Genomic DNA, 18927 nt, shown 5'->3' with positions numbered 1-18927 from the left:
CATGAGCATGCTCAAAGACCCGTCTTCCAAATACCGCGCCTTCCCGACCATCAACCTGCCGGATCGCACCTGGCCGTCGAAGACCATCACCGCCGCGCCGATCTGGTGCAGCTCCGACCTGCGCGACGGCAACCAGTCGCTGATCGAGCCGATGGACGCGGTCAAGAAACTGCGTTTCTGGAAAACCCTCGTCGCGGTGGGCGTGAAGGAAATCGAAGCATCGTTCCCAGCCGCTTCGCAAACCGACTTCGACTTCGTGCGCACCCTCATCGAAGAAGGCCACATCCCGGACGACACCACCATCCAAGTGCTGACCCAGGCCCGTGAAGACCTGATCGCCCGTACGTTCGAATCCCTGCGCGGCGCGAAAAAAGCCATCGTCCACCTGTACAACGCCACCTGCCCATCGTTCCGCCGCATCGTGTTCAACCAGGACAAGGAAGGCGTGAAGGAAATCGCGGTGAACGCGGCCAAGCTGTTCGTCAAATACGCCGCCCAGCAACCGGAAACCCAGTGGCAGTTCGAGTATTCGCCAGAGACTTTCAGCGCCACTGAGCTGGAATTTGCCAAGGAAGTCTGCGACGCAGTGATCGAAGTCTGGAACCCGACGCCCGAACGCAAGGTGATCCTCAACCTGCCCGCTACCGTGGAAGTCGCCACCCCGAACATCTACGCCGACCAGATCGAGTGGTTCCACCGCAACATCACCCGGCGTGACAGCGTGCTCATCAGCCTGCACACCCACAACGACCGTGGCACTGGCGTGGCCGCTACCGAGCTGGGCCTGATGGCCGGCGCCGACCGTGTCGAAGGCTGCCTGTTCGGCAACGGCGAACGCACCGGTAACGTCGACCTGGTGACCGTGGCGCTGAATCTTTACACCCAGGGCGTCAACCCGGAGCTGGACTTCTCCGACATCGACGGCGTGCGCAAAGTGGTCGAGGAATGCAACCAGATTCCGGTGCACCCGCGTCATCCGTACGTTGGCGACCTGGTTCATACCGCGTTCTCCGGCTCGCACCAGGATGCCATCCGCAAGGGCTTCGCCCAGCAGAAATCGGACGGTCTGTGGGAAGTGCCATACCTGCCAATCGACCCGGCCGACATCGGTCGCAGCTACGAGGCGGTGATTCGCGTCAACAGCCAGTCGGGCAAGGGCGGTATCGCCTACCTGCTGGAACAGGAATACGGCATCAGCCTGCCGCGTCGCATGCAGATCGAGTTCAGCCAGGTGGTACAGCGCGAAACCGATCGCCTGGGCCTGGAAATGACTGCACAGCAGATCCACGCCTTGCTGCAGCGTGAATACCTGCAAGCCAACACTCCGTACGCACTGGTCAGCCATCGCCTGCAGGAAGAAAACGGCAATAGCGCCGTAGAAGTGGAAGTGGCCAGCAAGGGCCAGGGCGAGACCAACCTGCACTGGCGCGGCAAGGGCAACGGCGCGCTGGAAGCCCTGGTGGCCGGCCTGCCGATTCCGGTGGAGATCATGGACTACAACGAACACGCCATCGGCGCCGGCACCAATGCCAAGGCGGCGGCCTACATTGAACTGCGAGTCAACGGCGAGCGTGCGGTGCATGGCGTGGGTATCGATGAGAACATCACTACCGCTAGCTTCAAGGCCCTGTTCAGTGCGCTGAACCGCTCGTTGAGCCAGCCGGAAGCCAAGGCGGCCTGATCTACAGCTGAAATGCAAAAAGGCCCTGGGGTGTGAACCCTGGGGCCTTTTTGTTTGGCTGATGGTTGGGTGCTGACTGTACTGGCCTCATCGCGAGCAAGCTCTCCACACTGGATCTTCAGTGGAGCCGAAATCCTGTGCCCCCTGTGGGAGCGAGCTTGCTCGCGATGGCGGCCTGTCAGACAACCAAAATGTCAGGCATGGGTATCGACAGAAACGGTCATGGCCTGCAACAACGACGCCCGCAGGGTTTGCAGCATCGCTTGGGTACCCATGATCTGGGTCTGGATGGCCATGGCCTGCTGGGCCTTCTGCTCTTCGTTGGCCTGGCTTTTCTGGACCCGGGCCAACTGGGCTTGCTGCTGGGCCAGCAGTTTCTCGGCCTGCTCGATCTGCTTTTTCAGTTGCTCGATGATGTCCCCACCGCCGCTGGCGGGAGCGCCGGCGACATTCGCGCCGCGGGTATCGACCTGCAGTGTCTTGTCTTTGTCGTCGGCGTCAGTCGATGCCACTGGACTGACCGCTTTCTCTTCTTCAGTCCCGCGGATGGAGACTTTAGGGGCTGACAATGGATAAGGGTTTACGGTGGTTGCGCTGATACTGGTCATAGGGACTTCTCCTTGGCTGACCGGTTATCGGCATGCAACACTGTTCCTTGAGGCTGAATCGTTTCAATTCGTGAATTCGAAGCGATCGGCATCCAGGTTCGCCGGAAACCGCGTGCGATACGCCGCCAGGTCCGCTGCGTTCAAGCACACCTTGAACACACCATCCGCTTCACCGGCGCTGAGCAAGCTCTCGCCCTGGAAATCCAGCACCTGGCTGTCACCGGTATAGGCGAACCCCTTGCCGTCGGTACCCACACGGTTTACCGCGGCCACGTAGCACAGGTTCTCGATCGCCCGGGCCGGCAACAGCCGATTCCAGTGCAGACGCCGCGCCCCGGGCCAGTTGGCGGTGTATAGCAGCAGGTCGGTGTCCTCGGCGTCGCGGCTCCAGACCGGGAAGCGCAGGTCGTAGCAAATCAGCGGACGAATCCGCCAGCCCTTGAGCTCGAACAGCACCTGTCGCTCACCCGGGGTGTAGTGGTTGTGCTCCCCCGCCATGCGAAACAGATGGCGCTTGTCGTAATGCAACACTTCGCCATCCGGCCGCGCCCAGAGCAAGCGATTGCGATGGCTACCGTCCGCGGCCTGGATGATCACACTGCCGGTAATCACCGCGTCCAGCTTCGCGGCCTGGGCCTTGAGCCATTGGCGCGTCGGGCCGTTCTCCGGCTCCGCCAGGGTTTCGGATTCCATGGAGAAACCCGTGGTGAACATCTCTGGCAGGATGATCAGATCAGCCCCACGTGCCTGCTCAAGCAGCGCTTCGAAATGCTCAAGGTTGGCCCGGCGGTCGTGCCAGGCCAGGGTGGTCTGGACCAGTGCAATGTCGAGGTCCGGTAACGTGCTCAGATCACGCATAGTTTTTCCGCCGCTTCGCGCAGCGTCTCCTCGCGTTTGGCAAAGCACAGGCGCACCAGGCGCTGGCCTTGGGGTGGGTGCTGGTAGAACACCGAGATCGGAATCGTCGCCACGCCATGCTCGCGGGTCATCCACACGGCCATGTCGACGTCATTCAGGTCCGGGCGAATCTGCGAGTAGTCCACCAACTGGAAATAGGTGCCGGTCACGCGCTTGAAGCTGAACCGTGACGGGGCCAGCAGATCGCAGAACAGGTCGCGCTTGGCCTGGTAGAAGTCCGGCAGTTCATCGACGTGTTCCGGATGCTCGGCCATGTAGTCGGCCAGGGCGTACTGCAACGGCGTCACGCCACAGAAGCTGACGTACTGGTGTACCTTGCGCAGTTCCACCGTCAAGGCCGCTGGCGCCACCACGTAGCCGGTTTTCCAGCCGGTGACGTGGTAGGTCTTGCCGAACGAACTGACCACGAAGGCGCGGCGGTACAGTTCTTCATGGGCCAGGACACTGGCGTGGGCGACGCCGTCGAACACCAGGTGTTCGTAGACCTCGTCGCTGACCAGGTAGATGTCACGGTCGCGAATCAGCGTCGCCAACTGATCCAGTTCGGCGCGGCTGATCAGGGCACCACTGGGGTTGTGCGGCGAGTTGAGGATGATCATGCGCGTACGCGGGCTCAGGGCTTCGCCGAGCTTCTCGAAGTCGATGGCGAAGTCATCCAGGCCCAATGGCACGTGCACGCAGCGCCCACCGGCCAATAGAACGGAAGGCTCATAGCTGTCGTAGCTGGGGTCGAAGACGATCACTTCGTCACCGCTGTGGACCACCGCCGCGATGGCACAGAAAATCGCCTGGGTCGCGCCAGGGGTCACGGTGACCTCTTGATCGGCATCGACGTTAGCGCCGTAGCTGCGGGCGATCTTCGCTGCGATCTGCTGGCGTAGCGCCGGCAGGCCGGTCATGGGCGAATACTGGTTATGGCCTTGGGCAATGTGCCGGCCAACCGCATCGCGCAGGGCCTGCGGGCCATCGAAATCGGGAAATCCCTGGGACAGATTGAGCGCACCGGTCTGCGCCGCGAGCTGGGACATCTGAGTAAAGATAGTGATGCCGACATTCGGCAACTTGCTGGTGATCATCAAGGGTTCCCTGCTCTGCACCCGGCTCTGATGCGGCGCGGGAGAGCTCGAGAATAGCCCAATCGCCGGGCATGAAAAAGGGTGCCACCAAGGACACCCTTTTCATGTCGCCGAACGACCGTGGCGAGGGAGTTTGCTCCCGCTGGGCTGCGCAGCAGCCCCTGGGTTGTGCCTGATGCACTGCGGGGGCAGAGACATCTGGGGGGCGCTTCGCACCCCAGCGGGAGCAAGCTCCCTCGCCACACAAGCTTCCGGGCAACAGGTATTGAATCAGCGCTTGTCGCGGCGCTTCTTGTCGGCCTTCTTGTGGTGCGACATCAAGCGGCGCTTCTTGTTGACCTGGCGGTCGGTGAGCGTGTTCTTGTTGCCTTCGTACGGGTTCTCGCCGCCCTTGAACTCGATGCGGATCGGCGTGCCGACCAGCTTCAGGACGCGACGGTAGGTGTTCTCCAGGTAACGAACGTACGACTTGGGCACCTTCTCGATCTGGTTACCGTGGATCACGATAATCGGCGGGTTGGCACCGCCCAAGTGGGCGTAGCGCAGCTTGATCCGACGGTTGTTGACCATCGGTGGCGCGTGCTCGCCTACCGCATCTTCGAGGATCTGGGTAAGGCGGTTGGTCGGCCAGCGGGTCACCGCGGACTTGAACGAGTTCTGCACCGAAGCGTAGAGGTTGCCCACGCCCGTGCCGTGCAGCGCCGAGATGAAGTGGATGTCGGCGAAGTCGACGAAGAACAGGCGACGTTGCAATTCGACCTTGACGAAATCCCGTTCGCTCGGCGTCATGCCATCCCACTTGTTGATCGCGATGACCAGCGCACGACCGGCTTCCAGGGCGAAACCCAGCAGGTTCAGGTCGTGATCGACCACGCCTTCGCGGGCGTCCATCACGAAGATCACCACGTTGGCGTCTTTGATCGCTTGCAGGGTCTTGACCACGGAGAACTTTTCAACTTCTTCGTGGATCTTGCCGCGCTTGCGCACACCGGCGGTGTCGATCAGCGTGTACTTCTCTTCGTTACGCTCGAAGGGAATGTAGATACTGTCGCGGGTGGTGCCGGGCTGGTCGTAGACGATAACCCGGTCTTCGCCGAGCATGCGGTTGACCAGCGTCGACTTGCCCACGTTCGGACGGCCGATGATCGCGATCTTGATCCCGTCTTTCTCGCTTGGGCCCGGAATGCGCTTGGCTTCCTCGCCTTCGGCAACGATCTCTTCCTCGCCCTCTTCCGGCTCTTCCACGTCGTCTTTCGGGAAACTCTCCAGAGCGATTTCCAGCATCTGGGTGATGCCACGACCGTGGGCGCCGGCGATCGGGATCGCCTGGCCCATGCCCAACGGTGCGAATTCGGCGCGGGCCATGTCCGGGTCGATGTTGTCGACCTTGTTGGCGACCACGTAGGAGCGCTTGTTACGCTTGCGCAAATGCTCGGCGATCATCTGGTCGGCGGCGGTAAAACCGGCCTTGGCGTCTACCAGGAACAGCACCACATCGGCTTCTTCAATGGCGAGCAACGACTGCTCGGCCATTTTTTCGTCCATGCCATGTTCATCACCGGAGATGCCGCCGGTGTCGACCAGAATATAGGTACGCCCTTGCCACTTGGCCTCACCGTATTGGCGATCACGGGTCAGACCGGACAAGTCGCCGACAATGGCGTCGCGAGTCCTGGTCAGGCGGTTGAACAAGGTGGACTTGCCGACGTTCGGTCGGCCCACCAGGGCGATTACGGGAACCATGCGGCTCTCCACTTCGTTATTTCAGAAAATACAAAAGCCGCTGCGAGGCAGCGGCTGGTGCTCGGGGCAGTCTGTGCAAGCCCTGCAAACCTTGAGAACAAGGCCGCTTGGGGGGATTAGCCCCAAGCATAGTCTTACTTGATGGTCAGGGCTTCCAGTTTGCCGCTGTTGCCATACACATAGATCATGTTGCCCACCACCAGCGGACGGGCACGCAGGCCGTCACTGTCGATGCGCTCACGGCCGACGAAACGACCGTCCACCTGGCTGAGCAGGTGCAGGTAACCTTCCAGGTCACCCACTGCAACGTAGCTGGAGAACACTTCCGGGGCCGACAGTTGACGACGGGCCAGGGAGTCGTTGCTCCACAAGGCGGTGGTGGAACGCTCGTCAACGCCTTCGACGGTGCCCGAGGACAGGCTCACGTAGACGCTGCCAAAACCCTGGGCGACACCGGCGTAGCTGGACGCATCGCGCTGCCACAACGGACGACCGCTTTCCAGGTCCAGTGCCGCCACGCGGCCCTGATAGCTGGCGACGTACAGCGTACCGCCGGACAGCAGCAAGCCACCGTCGATATCGACCACACGCTCCAGCTCCGAACGACCTTGCGGGATCGCTACGCGCTGTTCCCAGACCGGCACGCCGTTGGAAACATCCAGGGCCACCACTTTACCGGTCGACAAGCCAGCCACCGCCAGGCGGTTGGTGACGATCGGCGCGCTGGTGCCACGCAGGGTCAGTACCGCCGGGGTGCTGTCGTACAACCAGCGCTGGTTGCCGGTGGCGGCATCCAGGCCGATCAGCCGGTCGTCCTGGGTCTGGACTACCACCACATCACCGTTGGTGGCCGGCGGTGCGAGCACTTCGCTGGTCACGCGGGCGCGCCATTTCTCTTCACCGCTGCTCGCGTCCAGGGCGACGATCTCGCCCTTGAGTGTGCCGATCATGACCAGGCCGTAACCCACGCCAACGGCGCCGGAAACAGGCAGTTCGAGATCTTTCTCCCATTTGACGTCACCGTTGGTACGGTCCATCGCCATGACCACGCCCGTGACGTCGCCGGCATAGATGGTGTCGCCATCGATGGCCGGCACCAGCATGTTGTAGGTTTCACCCTGGCCATCGCCGATGGAACGGCTCCACTGCTTCTGCAGCACGACTTCTTCTTTGAAGTCGGTCAGTTCGGCTGGCGGCAGTTCTTTCTTGCTGTTGCTGCTGCAACCCGCGGCCAGAATGGCCAGGGCCAGCAATGCTGCATGTTTCCACTGGATCACGTCACGCATCCCCTTTGGCCAGGTCGTCCAGCTTGATTTGCAGGCCACCGACCGCGGCTTCATCCGACAGCGCAGCCTTGGCTTTTTGGTAGGCCGCATGGGCCTCATCGGCACGGCCCAGCTGTACCAGCAGGTCGCCCTTGAGTTCTTCGCGGGTCGCCAGGAACGCCTTGTCGGCATCGCCGTCGAGCAGCTTCAACGCCTCTTCAGCCTTGTTCTGTGCCGCCAGTACCTGCGCCAGGCGCTGACGCGCCACTTCGCCCAGGGTCGGGTTGGCCGGTTTGTCGACGATACCTTTGAGCTCGGTGGCCGCGTCGTCCAATTTGCCGCTGTCCACCGCCACCTTGGCCACGAACAGGCGACCGTACTGCGCGTAGGCAGTGCCGCCGAATTCCTTGTCCAGCTTGCCGGCCAGGTCCGCCACGCGGGCCGCGTCAGGCTTGCCGTCCGGGGTCAGGGTGGTTTCCAGCAATTGCTGGTAGAGCACCGAGGCGCCTTGCGACTGGTTGCTCTGGTATTTCTGGTAGGCCTGCCAGCCGAACACGATGACCAGCGCCAACAGGCCGCCAGTGACCAGCGGCTTGCCGTTGCGCGTCCACCAGTCCTTCAAATCCGCCAGCTGTTCATCTTCGGTACTCGACACCCCAATACTCCTTAATCGCTAAATCGGCTGTTTGACAGCTTCAACCCTGCACGACGCAGGTGGCCAGGTGTGCAGCAAGCGCATCCCAGGCAATGCTTTGTTGTTCGCCCTGGCCACGCAGGGGTTTGAAACCTACCACTTGTTGGGCCAGTTCGTCGTCACCGAGGATCAGTGCGTACAGCGCACCGCTCTTGTCGGCCTTCTTGAATTGGCTCTTGAAGCTGCCGGCGCCGGCGTTGATCTGCAGGCGCAGGTTGGGCAACTGGTCGCGGATCCGTTCGCTCAACGACAAAGCGGCCAGTTCGGCGGCCTCGCCAAAGGCGCACAGGTAGACGTCGACCTGACGGGACAGTTCTTCGGGCACCTTGTCCAAGGCTTCCAGCATCAGCACCAGGCGCTCGATGCCCATGGCAAAGCCCACGCCCGGGGTCGGCTTGCCGCCCATCTGCTCAACCAGTCCGTCGTAACGGCCGCCAGCACATACGGTGCCTTGGGCGCCGAGTTTGTCGGTGACCCACTCGAAGACGGTCTTGCTGTAGTAGTCCAGACCACGGACCAACTTGGGGTTGATCACGTAAGGGATGCCCACGGCGTCGAGGCGCGCCTTCAGCCCTTCGAAGTGTGCACGGGATTCGTCGTCGAGGTAGTCGGCCATTTTCGGCGCGTCGACCAGGACTGCTTGGGTCTCGGCATTCTTGGTGTCGAGCACACGCAGCGGGTTGGTCTTCAGACGGCGCTGGCTGTCTTCGTCGAGCTTGTCCAGGTGGGCAGAAAGAAACTCCACCAACGCTTCACGGTAGCGGCCACGGGACTCGCTGGTGCCCAGGCTGTTGAGCTCGAGCTTGACCGCATCGCGAAGCCCCAGCTCGCCCCACAGGCGCCAGGTCATGACAATCAGCTCGGCATCGATGTCCGGACCTTCGAGGTTGAACACTTCCAGGCCAATCTGGTGGAACTGGCGATAACGGCCTTTCTGCGGACGCTCGTGACGAAACATCGGGCCGACGTACCAGAGTTTCTGCACCTGGCCGCCGCCGGTGATGCCGTGCTCGAGCACCGCACGCACGCAGGCCGCCGTGCCTTCGGGGCGCAGGGTCAGGGAGTCGCCATTGCGGTCGTCGAAGGTGTACATCTCTTTTTCGACGATGTCGGTCACTTCACCGATGGAGCGCTTGAACAGCTCGGTGAACTCGACGATCGGCATGCGGATCTGCCGATAGCCGTAGTTATCCAGCAGACGCGCCACAGTGCCCTCGAAATAACGCCACAGGGGCGTCTGCTCGGGCAGGATGTCGTTCATGCCACGAATGGCTTGCAGGGACTTGCTCACGTGTATTCCTTAATCTTTCGACTTAACCGCGCGCGATGACCGCTGCGTCGGCTTCGACCTTTTCGGCCGCTTTCTGGCGAATCAGCCGTTCCAGCTCATCCACCAGATTGTCATTCGTCAGTTTCTGCGACGGCTTGCCGTCGATGTAAATCAGGTTCGGTGTACCGCCAGTCAGGCCGATGTGCGCCTCCTTGGCTTCGCCCGGCCCGTTGACCACGCAACCGATCACCGCGACATCCAGCGGCACCAGCAGGTCTTCGAGGCGCCCTTCCAGCTCGTTCATGGTCTTGACCACATCGAAGTTCTGCCGCGAGCAGCTCGGGCAGGCGATGAAGTTGATGCCACGGGAACGCAGGTGCAGGGACTTGAGAATGTCGTAGCCGACTTTCACTTCCTCGACCGGGTCAGCCGCCAACGAGATGCGGATGGTATCGCCAATCCCTTCGGCGAGCAGCATACCGAGGCCGACGGCGGATTTCACCGTGCCCGAACGCAACCCACCGGCTTCGGTGATGCCCAGGTGCAGCGGCTGGACGATTTCCTTGGCCAGCAGGCGGTAGGCTTCGACGGCCATGAACACGTCGGACGCCTTCACGCTGACCTTGAAGTCCTGGAAATTCAGGCGCTCGAGGTGCTCGACGTGGCGCAGGGCCGATTCCACCAGTGCCGCCGGGGTCGGTTCGCCGTATTTCTTTTGCAGGTCTTTTTCCAGGGAACCGGCGTTCACGCCGATGCGAATCGGGATGCCCCGGTCGCGGGCGGCATCCACTACGGCACGGACACGGTCTTCGCGACCGATGTTGCCCGGGTTGATGCGCAGGCAATCCACGCCCAACTCCGCCACGCGCAGGGCGATGCGGTAGTCGAAGTGGATGTCGGCCACCAAGGGGACCTTAACCAGTTGCTTGATCTTGCCGAACGCCTCGGCGGCGTCCATGTCCGGCACCGATACGCGCACGATGTCGACACCGGCGGCTTCCAGGCGGTTGATCTGGGCGACCGTGGCGGCTACATCATTGGTGTCGCTGTTGGTCATGCTCTGCACAGCGATAGGCGCATCGCCGCCCACGGGCACGTTGCCGACCCAGATTTTTCGGGATTCGCGACGCTTGATAGGAGATTCGCCGTGCATGACTTATTGACCCAACTTCAGGCGAGCGGTCTCGCCACTGGTGAACGGAGCGATGTCGACCGGCTGGCCGTTGTAGCTGACCTGCGCGCCACGGGCATAACCCAGGCGTACGGCAAACGGCGGCTTGCCATTGACGGCGGTGCTGTCGCCCTTGCGCTTGAGGCCACTGAACAGCACCTTGCCGTTGCCGTCGGTGATCTGCGTCCAGCAGTCGGCGACAAACTGGATTTGCACCTGGCCTTCACCTGCGACTGGCGCCGGGGTCGGGGCCGCCGGAGCTGCCGGAACAACTGGCGCGGCTGGCGCAGCGTGGGTCGCAGGCGCAGCCGCGGTTGGCGCTGGCGTGCTCGGTGCGGCAGGTGCCGTGGCAATCGGTGCAGCCGGCGCTGCTGGTGCAACTGGCGCAGGGGCTGGAGCAGCCGGCTCGGCACCCGCTTCTGCAGTGGCGTCCTGGTCCTGTGGCAACGCCAGGGCGGTCTCGCCTTCGGCCTGGCCTTCGACGACAGCCTGGTCTTCCGGCTCGTCCAGCGGATGAATCTGGGTGGTGCCGTCGGCGCCTTCGACCTCGACGTGCTCAGGGTTCATGGCGACCGGCTCCTTGTTGCGCAAGGAAGCCTGGTCCTGCCACCAGACAAAACCGCCACCAATCACCGCGATCAGCAGCAACAGGCTGACGATTCGCAAAATGGTGTGGGAAACGCGAACCGGTTCCTCGATGCGCCCCAGGCTGTGCACGTTGCTGCCCTGGGCATCGGAACCGGTGTATTGATCGAATTGCTGGACCAGCACGGTCTGGTCCATGCCGAGCAACTTGGCATAGGCGCGGATATAGCCCCGGGCAAAGGTATGCCCAGGCAGCTTGTCGAACGCGCCCGCTTCCAGATTGCCGAGGGAGGCCACGGTGAGATTGAGCTTGAGGGCCACTTCGGCCAGCGACCAACCATTGCTTTCGCGGGCTTGACGCAGGGTCTCACCAGGATTTACGCGAGTCGCTGCTACAACTTCGGGATGCGCCGCTTTCATCATTGCTCCGACAGGTATTGCTGATATTCCGGCGTACCGGGATAGAGTCTTTTGAGTTGCAGGCCGTAACTTGCAGCCTTGTCGCGATCTTCAAACACATGTGCCAGCCGAACGCCGAGCAATAGACTACGTGCATTTTGCTCACTCAGCAGGCTAAAACGCTCGTAGTAGTCACGCGCGGGCACATAATGCCTGTCTTCGTAGGACAACTCAGCCATTTCCAGCAGCGCCCGCGGTTGCTGGCGGTTGAGCCGCAGCGCCTTTTCCAGTTGCTGGCGGGCCAGGTCGCGCTGGCCGAGCTGCGCAGCCGTCATGCCGAGGTTTTCGAAAACCCGCGAACGCTCAGGGTAAAGGGTGTCGGCGGCAGCCTGCTCGAAGCGCTCGTAGGCGTCCTTGTAGCGTTTCTGCTCGAAAAGAAAACTGCCGTAGTTGTTCAGGATCCGCGCGTCTTGCGGGCGGGCAGACAGCGCCTTGCGAAAATGCTGGTCGGCCAGCTCCGGCTCCATCTCGGCCTGGAACACCAGGGCCAGGGCCGCATTGGCATCCGGGTCGGAGTCGTCCAGTTCCAGGGCTTTCTTGAGCGGCACCTTGGCCCGTTCAGTCATGCCCTGCTGCAGGTAGCCAATGCCCAGCTGCACGTAGGCCACACGCGCCTCGTCGCGCCCTTTGCTGGTCCTCATCGGGTTGTAGTCACCCGACAGGACACAACCGGAACAAAGGCCGGCCAACAGCAAAACGAGCGCGAAGCGCAGGGACATAGAGTTCCTCTCTTAGTGACTGTTCGCAGCGTTTTGCACCGCATCGTCCGTGGCGTTCAACTCACGCACGGCAATGTAGCGTTCGCTGCGACGGGTGCGATCCAGCACCTGTCCTACCAATTGGCCACAGGCGGCGTCGATGTCTTCGCCGCGAGTGGTGCGCACGGTGACGTTGAAGCCAGCGTGGTGAAGCTGATCCTGGAAGCGACGAATCGCGTTGTTGCTCGGACGCTCGTAACCGGAATGCGGGAACGGATTGAACGGGATCAGGTTGATCTTGCACGGGATGTTCTTGAGCAGCTCGATCATCTCGACCGCGTGTTCGACCTTGTCGTTCACATCCTTGAGCAGCGTGTACTCGATGGTCAGCACGCGTTTTTCGCCCAGGGACGACATGTAGCGCTGGCACGACTCGAGCAGCATCTTAAGCGGATATTTCTTGTTGATCGGCACCAATTGGTTACGCAATGCGTCATTGGGTGCGTGCAGCGACAACGCCAGGGAGACGTCGATGTGCTTGGCCAGCTCATCGATCATCGGCACCACGCCGGAGGTGGACAGGGTCACGCGGCGCTTGGAGATGCCGTAGCCCAGGTCGTCCATCATCAGGTGCATGGCGGAAACGACGTTGTCGAAATTCAGCAGCGGCTCACCCATGCCCATCATCACCACGTTGGTGATGGCACGGTCGACGGTCGCCGGGACACTGCCAAAGGATTTGTTGGCAATCCACACCTGGCCGATCACTTCGGCGGCGGTGAGGTTGCTATTGAAGCCTTGCTTGCCGGTGGAGCAGAAACTGCAATCCAGGGCACAGCCTGCCTGGGACGAAACGCACAAGGTGCCGCGTTTGCCCTGGGGAATGTAGACGGTCTCGACGCAGCTGCCGGACGCCACGCGCACCACCCACTTACGGGTGCCGTCGCTGGAAATGTCCTGGCTGACCACTTCGGGGCCGCGAATCTCGGCCACAGCCTTGAGCTTTTCGCGCAGGGCCTTGCCGACATTCGTCATGGCGTCGAAGTCGTCGACGCCAAAGTGGTGAATCCATTTCATCACCTGACCGGCACGGAAACGCTTCTCCCCGATCGAGTCGAAGAATTTCTCCATTTCCGGCTGGGTCAGCCCCAGCAGATTGGTTTTAACAGTCGATGTAGTCATGGATTCACCTTCACTCTTAAGCCAATGCTTAGCGAGTGGTTACTTCAGTAGCAGCGAAAAAGTAAGCGATTTCGCGAGCAGCAGCGGCTTCGGAGTCCGAACCGTGAACGGCGTTGGCGTCGATGGACTCGGCGAAGTCAGCACGGATGGTGCCGGCAGCAGCTTCTTTAGGGTTGGTAGCGCCCATCAGCTCACGGTTGCGAGCGATAGCGTTTTCGCCTTCCAGCACCTGGACGACAACCGGACCGGAAGTCATGAAGGCCACCAGCTCACCGAAGAAACCGCGCTCGCTGTGCTCAGCGTAGAAGCCTTCGGCTTCAGCCTTGGACAGTTGCTTCATTTTCGAAGCTACAACGCGCAGGCCAGCGTCTTCGAAACGGGTAACGATCTTGCCGATCACGTTTTTAGCAACGGCGTCAGGCTTGATGATGGAGAAAGTACGTTGAACAGCCATGGTGTAACTCCAGAAACGGTAATTTGCGAAAAATTAAACCCGCGAATTATACGCGGGTTCAGGGGTATTGCCTAACCTGCCAGGTCGATCAGTCGATTTCTTCGATCCAGAGCGCCTGGACCGCTTCCAAGACCTTCTCGCCACAACGGCCAGAGGTACTGTCGAAACCGGGAAGCTCCATGATCCAGTGCTGCAGATCGACGAAATTGACCTTCAGCGGATCCACGTCCGGCTTGGCTTCGGCCAGTTCTTCTGCGATGCGTTGTACATCATTCCAACCATAGCTCATGACAGTGTCACCATCAGTGCGGCGCTTCGGCCGCATGGTTAAGCGAATATTTCGGGATTTCGACCACCAGGTCTTCGGTGCCGACCTTGGCCTGACAGGTCAGGCGCGACGTCGGTTCCAGGCCCCAGGCCCTATCAAGGTAGTCCTCTTCCAGCTCATCGGCCTCATTCAGCGAGTCGAAACCCTCACGAATGATGCAATGGCAGGTGGTGCAGGCACAGACACCGCCGCAGGCGCTCTCGATCTCGATGTGGTTGTCATGGGCCACTTCGAGAATGGACTTGCCGGTTTCGGCCTCTACCACCATACCGTCCGGGCAATGCTCGGCGTGTGGCAGAAAAATGATCTGCGGCATCAGTTATTCCTCGATTTCATTCAGGTTGCGCCCCGCCAGGGCGGCTTTCACCGTCGAGTCCAGGCGGCGGGCAGCAAAGGCATCGGTGACGTGCGACAGACGCTTGGTCTGCTGCTCGATGGCATAACCATCGGTGCCTTTGATCAATTCGGACAATTCCTGCATTTGCAGCTCGATGACCATGCGTTCTTCAGCGTCGAGCAAACGGTCGCCGTCTGCCTCCAGGGCACCTTGCACGGCTTCGATCAGGCGCTGGGCGTCGACCTGCTGCTCGCGCAGCACCCGCGCCACCTTGTCGTCGCTGGCATGCTGGAAGGAATCCTTGAGCATCTTGGCGATTTCACCGTCGGTCAGGCCGTAGGATGGCTTGACCTGGATGCTCGCCTCCACGCCCGAACCCAGTTCGCGGGCGGAGACGTTGAGCAAGCCGTCGGCATCGACCTGGAAGGTCACGCGAATCTTCGCCGCACCGGCCACCATCGGCGGGATGCCGCGCAGTTCGAAGCGGGCCAGGGAACGGCAGTCACTGATCAGTTCACGCTCGCCTTGCAGCACGTGGACCATCATGGCCGACTGGCCGTCTTTATAGGTGGTGAAGTCCTGGGCGCGGGCAACCGGGATGGTGGTGTTGCGTGGAATCACCTTCTCCATCAGGCCGCCCATGGTTTCCAGGCCCAGAGACAACGGAATCACGTCGAGCAGCAGCAGTTCGCCGCCATCGCGCTTGTTGCCGGCCAGGGTATCGGCCTGGATCGCGGCGCCGATGGCGACCACCTGGTCCGGGTCGATTTCAGTCAGCGGCTGGCGGCCAAAGGCCTCGGCAACGGCTTCGCGAACCCGAGGCACGCGGGTCGAACCACCGACCATGACCACGGCCTTGACGTCTTCGAGCTCCACGCCGGAATCGCGCACGGCACGGCGGCAGGCCTTGAGGCTGCGGGCGACCATGGGCTCGATCAGGGCATCGAAGGCTTCGCGGGTCAGCGTGGCTTTCCAGTCGCCATAAGCGACTTCAACGGTGGCGGCGTCGGTCAAGGCTTCCTTGGCGGCGCAGGCGGTTTGCAGCAGGTGGCGTTGCGCACCTGGGTCGAGGTCGGCGGACAAGCCCGCTTGCTCGATGATCCAGCCGGCGATGGCGTGGTCGAAGTCATCGCCGCCCAGGGCACTGTCGCCACCGGTGGCCAAGACTTCGAAAACACCGCCGGTCAGGCGCAAGATCGAAATATCGAAAGTACCGCCACCCAAGTCGTAGATGGCAACCAGGCCTTCGGCATGCTGGTCCAGGCCATAAGCGACCGCAGCGGCCGTCGGCTCGTTCAGCAGGCGCAGCACGTTCAGGCCGGCCAGCTTGGCGGCATCCTTGGTGGCTTGACGCTGGGCGTCGTCGAAATAGGCCGGAACGGTGATGACCGCCCCCACCAATTCACCACCCAACGCCGCTTCGGCGCGCTGGCGCAACACCTTGAGGATGTCGGCCGACACTTCCACCGGGCTTTTCGGACCCTGCACGGTTTCGATGAACGGCATGTGGGATTCGCCGCCAACGAAGCGGTACGGCAGTTGGTCACCCAATTGCTTGACGTCGGACAGACCACGACCCATCAAGCGCTTGACCGAGACGATGGTGTTCAACGGATCGGTGGCGGCGGCCAGCTTCGCGGACTCGCCCACTTCAACGTGATCGGCGTGATAGCGCACGGCGGACGGCAGGATCACCCGTCCCTGCTCGTCGGCCAGCGGTTCGGAAAGACCGCTGCGCAAGGCAGCTACCAGGGAGTTGGTGGTACCCAAGTCGATCCCGACAGCCAGGCGACGCTGGTGCGGTTGTGGACTTTGGCCGGGTTCGGCGATCTGCAGTAGGGCCATCGTAATCAGGACTTATCTGTAATCAGGCGTGCGACCGGAGCGGCACTGGGTTAATCGTCGAGGCGCTCTTCTAGCTGGCGCACTTCGTAGGTGAGCTTGTCGAGGAACTGCATGCGCCGCATCAGGCGTTCGGCCTGTTCGCGTTGCGCGGCATCGTTCCAGCAGGCTGCGAAGCTTTCGTTCAGTGTTTGCTGGGCGTCTTTCAAGCGTCGCTTGAATACCGCGACACCGGCCAGATCGGCGCTGTCCTGCAGGTCTTCGAGCTCTTCGCGCCATTGCATCTGCTGCAAAAGAAACTCGGGATCGTGGACCGTGACCTCCAGCGGCAACTCATGACCGCTGATAGCGAGCAGGTAACGCGCGCGCTTGGCTGGACTCTTGAGCGTCTGGTAAGCCTCGTTGAGGTTCGCCGACTGCTCGAGCGCCCGCCGCTGCTCAGCCTCGGAGCCGTCGGCAAAACGGTCCGGATGAACACCACGGGCCAATTCCAGATATCGCGCCGACAACTGATCGAGATCCAGCTGGAAAGCAGGCTGCAACTGGAACAACGCAAAATGACAAGGAGTACCCACAAGCTGCCTCAGATGTTGAAGCTTTCGCCGCAGCCACATTCACCGCGTACGTTGGGGTTGTTGAACTTGAAGCCTTCGTTCAACCCTTCCTTGACGAAATCCAGCTCGGTGCCGTCCAGGTACGTCAGGCTTTTCGGGTCGATGATCACTTTCTGACCATGACTTTCGAACACCTGATCGTCTTCGCCCACTTCGTCGACGAATTCCAGTACATAGGCGAGGCCAGAACAGCCCGTGGTGCGAACACCCAGGCGGATACCCTCGCCCTTGCCACGCCCCGCGAGGGAACGCTGCACATGCTTAGCTGCCGCTTCTGTCATCTGGATAGCCATGAAAACTCCTTACCAATGCGCGGATCAGATCAAGCCTTTCTTCTGCTTGTAGTCGCGAACGGCGGCCTTGATGGCGTCTTCGGCGAGTACCGAGCAGTGAATCTTCACTGGCGGCAGGGCCAGTTCTTCGGCCAGCTGGGTGTTCTTGATGGTTTCGGCTTCGTCGAGGGTCTTGCCCTTCATCCACTCGGTGGCCAGGGAGCTGGACGCGATGGCGGAACCGCAGCCGTAGGTCTTGAACTTGGCATCTTCGATGATGCCTTGCTCGTTGACCTTGATCTGCAGGCGCATCACGTCGCCGCACGCCGGCGCGCCGACCATGCCGGTGCCGACATCAGGATCCTGCGCGTCCATCTTGCCGACGTTGCGCGGGTTCTCGTAGTGGTCGATGACCTTTTCGCTATATGCCATTTGCCTCAATCCTCATCAGTGAGTCGCTCTGGTGGCGACTTCTTCAGTGCGCCGCCCACTCGATTTTCGAAATGTCGACGCCGTCTTTGTACATGTCCCACAGCGGCGACAGAGCGCGCAGCTTGGTAACGGCCTCGCAGACTTTCTGCGCGGCGTAATCGATTTCTTCTTCGGTGGTGAAACGGCCGAAGGTAAAGCGAATGGAGCTGTGGGCCAGTTCGTCGTTGCGGCCCAGGGCGCGCAGTACGTAGGAAGGCTCCAGGGACGCCGAGGTGCACGCCGAACCGGACGACACGGCCAGATCCTTGAGCGCCATGATCAGCGACTCGCCTTCAACGTAGTTGAAGCTCAGGTTCAGGTTGTGCGGTACGCGGGCGATCATGCTGCCGTTGACGTAGAGTTCTTCCAGATGCTCGACCTGCTTGAAGAAGCGGTCGCTCAGGGCCTTGATGCGTACGTTCTCGGCGGCCATGTCTTCCTTGGCCACGCGGAAGGCTTCGCCCATGCCGACGATCTGGTGGGTCGCCAGGGTGCCGGAACGCATGCCGCGCTCGTGACCGCCGCCGTGCATGGTCGCTTCGAGGCGAACACGCGGCTTGCGGCTGACGTACAGCGCGCCGATGCCTTTAGGGCCATAGGTCTTGTGGGCCGAAAACGACATCAGGTCGACTTTCAGCTTGGACAGGTCGATGTCGACCTTGCCGGTGGACTGGGCCGCGTCGACGTGGAACAGGATGCCCTTGGAACGGGTCAGTTCGCCGATGGCGGCGATGTCGTTGACGGTGCCGATTTCGTTGTTCACGTGCATGATCGAAACCAGGATGGTGTCGTCGCGCAGGGCGGCTTCAACCATGGCCGGGGTAATGATGCCGTCTTCACCCGGTTCGATGTAGGTAACTTCGAAGCCTTCACGCTCCAGTTGGCGCATGGTGTCCAGGACAGCCTTGTGCTCGATCTTGGAGGTGATCAGGTGCTTGCCCTTGGTGTGATAGAAATGCGCGACACCCTTGATTGCCAGGTTGTCGGATTCAGTGGCACCGGAGGTCCAGACAATTTCACGCGGGTCGGCGTTGACCAGGTCAGCGACCTGGCGACGGGCGTTTTCGACCGACTCTTCGGCCTTCCAGCCGAACACGTGGGAACGGGACGCCGGGTTACCGAAGTTTCCGTCGACCAGCAGGCATTCACTCATTTTTTGCGCAACACGCGGATCAACCGGGGTGGTCGCAGAGTAATCAAGGTAAATCGGCAATTTCATGGACTCTCTCCTAAATCAGGCTGGCTGGCGTTCCGCGTGC

General features: G+C 61.4%; 20 protein-coding genes. 1 reads left to right on the top strand and 19 read right to left on the bottom strand.

The genetic code is table 11. The features are described from left to right. Position 1 precedes the first annotated feature (1 nt). On the top strand, positions 2-1681 hold the full coding sequence (gene leuA / locus BLO97_RS26800; protein ID WP_092349026.1) for a 2-isopropylmalate synthase: 1680 nt from the start codon (positions 2-4) through the stop codon (positions 1679-1681). 194 nt (positions 1682-1875) lie between these two features. On the opposite strand, the gene BLO97_RS26795 is transcribed toward leuA, so the two are convergent. The 19 genes from BLO97_RS26795 to BLO97_RS26705 form a co-directional block, all read right to left on the bottom strand. Further along, complete coding sequence (locus BLO97_RS26795; protein ID WP_063322844.1) at positions 1876-2289, bottom strand: hypothetical protein; 414 nt, start codon at positions 2287-2289, stop codon at positions 1876-1878. A gap of 63 nt (positions 2290-2352) precedes the next feature. Continuing rightward, complete coding sequence (locus BLO97_RS26790) at positions 2353-3147, bottom strand: amidohydrolase (protein WP_092144298.1); 795 nt, start codon at positions 3145-3147, stop codon at positions 2353-2355. After that, the gene (locus tag BLO97_RS26785) at positions 3135-4283 is read right to left on the bottom strand and encodes a pyridoxal phosphate-dependent aminotransferase (RefSeq protein ID WP_092349023.1); all 1149 of its coding nucleotides are present in this window, start codon (positions 4281-4283) and stop codon (positions 3135-3137) included. Before BLO97_RS26785 ends, BLO97_RS26790 begins: the two co-directional genes overlap by 13 nt. A gap of 270 nt (positions 4284-4553) precedes the next feature. Continuing rightward, entirely contained in the window at positions 4554-6026 is a 1473-nt protein-coding gene (gene der, locus BLO97_RS26780) for a ribosome biogenesis GTPase Der (protein ID WP_063322847.1), read from the bottom strand. A gap of 134 nt (positions 6027-6160) precedes the next feature. Continuing rightward, positions 6161-7312, bottom strand: coding sequence for an outer membrane protein assembly factor BamB (bamB, locus tag BLO97_RS26775; RefSeq protein ID WP_092349020.1), 1152 nt, complete (start codon positions 7310-7312; stop codon positions 6161-6163). Next, positions 7305-7946 carry a YfgM family protein gene (locus BLO97_RS26770; RefSeq protein ID WP_063322849.1) on the bottom strand — a complete coding sequence of 214 codons (642 nt, stop codon included), beginning with the start codon at positions 7944-7946 and terminating at the stop codon, positions 7305-7307. Before BLO97_RS26770 ends, bamB begins: the two co-directional genes overlap by 8 nt. Before the next feature lie 40 nt (positions 7947-7986). Beyond that, a complete protein-coding gene (gene hisS, locus BLO97_RS26765) occupies positions 7987-9276 on the bottom strand; it encodes a histidine--tRNA ligase (protein ID WP_014336698.1) in 1290 nt (429 codons plus the stop codon). 22 nt (positions 9277-9298) lie between these two features. After that, entirely contained in the window at positions 9299-10408 is a 1110-nt protein-coding gene (ispG, locus tag BLO97_RS26760; RefSeq protein ID WP_003185136.1) for a flavodoxin-dependent (E)-4-hydroxy-3-methylbut-2-enyl-diphosphate synthase, read from the bottom strand. A 3-nt stretch (positions 10409-10411) separates the two neighbouring features. Further along, on the bottom strand, positions 10412-11431 hold the full coding sequence (locus tag BLO97_RS26755; protein ID WP_092349017.1) for a RodZ domain-containing protein: 1020 nt from the start codon (positions 11429-11431) through the stop codon (positions 10412-10414). Then, complete coding sequence (gene pilW / locus BLO97_RS26750) at positions 11431-12189, bottom strand: type IV pilus biogenesis/stability protein PilW (protein ID WP_063322851.1); 759 nt, start codon at positions 12187-12189, stop codon at positions 11431-11433. The genes BLO97_RS26755 and pilW overlap by 1 nt, the downstream gene beginning before the upstream one ends. A 12-nt stretch (positions 12190-12201) precedes the next feature. Further along, on the bottom strand, positions 12202-13350 hold the full coding sequence (rlmN, locus tag BLO97_RS26745; protein ID WP_063322852.1) for a dual-specificity RNA methyltransferase RlmN: 1149 nt from the start codon (positions 13348-13350) through the stop codon (positions 12202-12204). 28 nt (positions 13351-13378) lie between these two features. Next, positions 13379-13804 carry a nucleoside-diphosphate kinase gene (ndk, locus tag BLO97_RS26740; protein WP_063322853.1) on the bottom strand — a complete coding sequence of 142 codons (426 nt, stop codon included), beginning with the start codon at positions 13802-13804 and terminating at the stop codon, positions 13379-13381. Positions 13805-13892: 88 nt separating this feature from the next. Then, entirely contained in the window at positions 13893-14093 is a 201-nt protein-coding gene (gene iscX, locus BLO97_RS26735; protein WP_003198004.1) for a Fe-S cluster assembly protein IscX, read from the bottom strand. Positions 14094-14106: 13 nt separating this feature from the next. Continuing rightward, positions 14107-14448 carry an ISC system 2Fe-2S type ferredoxin gene (gene fdx, locus BLO97_RS26730; protein ID WP_003198002.1) on the bottom strand — a complete coding sequence of 114 codons (342 nt, stop codon included), beginning with the start codon at positions 14446-14448 and terminating at the stop codon, positions 14107-14109. A 3-nt stretch (positions 14449-14451) separates the two neighbouring features. Beyond that, positions 14452-16314: a Fe-S protein assembly chaperone HscA gene (hscA, locus tag BLO97_RS26725; protein ID WP_092143849.1), complete on the bottom strand. Its 1863-nt coding sequence runs from the start codon at positions 16312-16314 to the stop codon at positions 14452-14454. Positions 16315-16364: 50 nt separating this feature from the next. After that, on the bottom strand, positions 16365-16886 hold the full coding sequence (gene hscB / locus BLO97_RS26720; protein ID WP_092143846.1) for a co-chaperone HscB: 522 nt from the start codon (positions 16884-16886) through the stop codon (positions 16365-16367). Between the two features lie 8 nt (positions 16887-16894). Then, positions 16895-17218, bottom strand: coding sequence for an iron-sulfur cluster assembly protein IscA (gene iscA / locus BLO97_RS26715; protein WP_030139597.1), 324 nt, complete (start codon positions 17216-17218; stop codon positions 16895-16897). Positions 17219-17242: 24 nt separating this feature from the next. Then, positions 17243-17629, bottom strand: coding sequence for a Fe-S cluster assembly scaffold IscU (gene iscU, locus BLO97_RS26710; protein WP_003185157.1), 387 nt, complete (start codon positions 17627-17629; stop codon positions 17243-17245). A 43-nt stretch (positions 17630-17672) separates the two neighbouring features. Continuing rightward, positions 17673-18887 carry an IscS subfamily cysteine desulfurase gene (locus BLO97_RS26705; protein ID WP_063322856.1) on the bottom strand — a complete coding sequence of 405 codons (1215 nt, stop codon included), beginning with the start codon at positions 18885-18887 and terminating at the stop codon, positions 17673-17675. Between the last annotated feature and the right edge of the window lie 40 nt (positions 18888-18927).

Source organism: Pseudomonas sp. NFACC05-1 (assembly GCF_900100135.1).
Lineage (GTDB): Bacteria > Pseudomonadota > Gammaproteobacteria > Pseudomonadales > Pseudomonadaceae > Aquipseudomonas > Aquipseudomonas fluorescens_Q.
Note: the sequence above shows the minus strand (reverse complement) of the source record. Positions and strands in the feature narration are given on the sequence as shown.

Bases quoted from the DNA above. Each gene is read 5' to 3' on its own strand.
- BLO97_RS26755 (WP_092349017.1), bottom strand. From the start codon at position 11,431: ATGAAAGCGGCGCATCCCGAAGTTGTAGCAGCGACTCGCGTAAATCCT.
- bamB (WP_092349020.1), bottom strand. From the start codon at position 7,312: ATGCGTGACGTGATCCAGTGGAAACATGCAGCATTGCTGGCCCTGGCC.
- pilW (WP_063322851.1), bottom strand. From the start codon at position 12,189: ATGTCCCTGCGCTTCGCGCTCGTTTTGCTGTTGGCCGGCCTTTGTTCC.
- leuA (WP_092349026.1), top strand. From the start codon at position 2: ATGAGCATGCTCAAAGACCCGTCTTCCAAATACCGCGCCTTCCCGACC.
- BLO97_RS26785 (WP_092349023.1), bottom strand. From the start codon at position 4,283: ATGATCACCAGCAAGTTGCCGAATGTCGGCATCACTATCTTTACTCAG.
- ndk (WP_063322853.1), bottom strand. From the start codon at position 13,804: ATGGCTGTTCAACGTACTTTCTCCATCATCAAGCCTGACGCCGTTGCT.
- iscX (WP_003198004.1), bottom strand. From the start codon at position 14,093: ATGAGCTATGGTTGGAATGATGTACAACGCATCGCAGAAGAACTGGCC.
- fdx (WP_003198002.1), bottom strand. From the start codon at position 14,448: ATGCCGCAGATCATTTTTCTGCCACACGCCGAGCATTGCCCGGACGGT.
- hscA (WP_092143849.1), bottom strand. From the start codon at position 16,314: ATGGCCCTACTGCAGATCGCCGAACCCGGCCAAAGTCCACAACCGCAC.
- iscU (WP_003185157.1), bottom strand. From the start codon at position 17,629: ATGGCATATAGCGAAAAGGTCATCGACCACTACGAGAACCCGCGCAAC.
- BLO97_RS26795 (WP_063322844.1), bottom strand. From the start codon at position 2,289: ATGACCAGTATCAGCGCAACCACCGTAAACCCTTATCCATTGTCAGCC.
- BLO97_RS26790 (WP_092144298.1), bottom strand. From the start codon at position 3,147: ATGCGTGATCTGAGCACGTTACCGGACCTCGACATTGCACTGGTCCAG.
- ispG (WP_003185136.1), bottom strand. From the start codon at position 10,408: ATGCACGGCGAATCTCCTATCAAGCGTCGCGAATCCCGAAAAATCTGG.
- rlmN (WP_063322852.1), bottom strand. From the start codon at position 13,350: ATGACTACATCGACTGTTAAAACCAATCTGCTGGGGCTGACCCAGCCG.
- iscA (WP_030139597.1), bottom strand. From the start codon at position 17,218: ATGGCTATCCAGATGACAGAAGCGGCAGCTAAGCATGTGCAGCGTTCC.
- BLO97_RS26705 (WP_063322856.1), bottom strand. From the start codon at position 18,887: ATGAAATTGCCGATTTACCTTGATTACTCTGCGACCACCCCGGTTGAT.
- der (WP_063322847.1), bottom strand. From the start codon at position 6,026: ATGGTTCCCGTAATCGCCCTGGTGGGCCGACCGAACGTCGGCAAGTCC.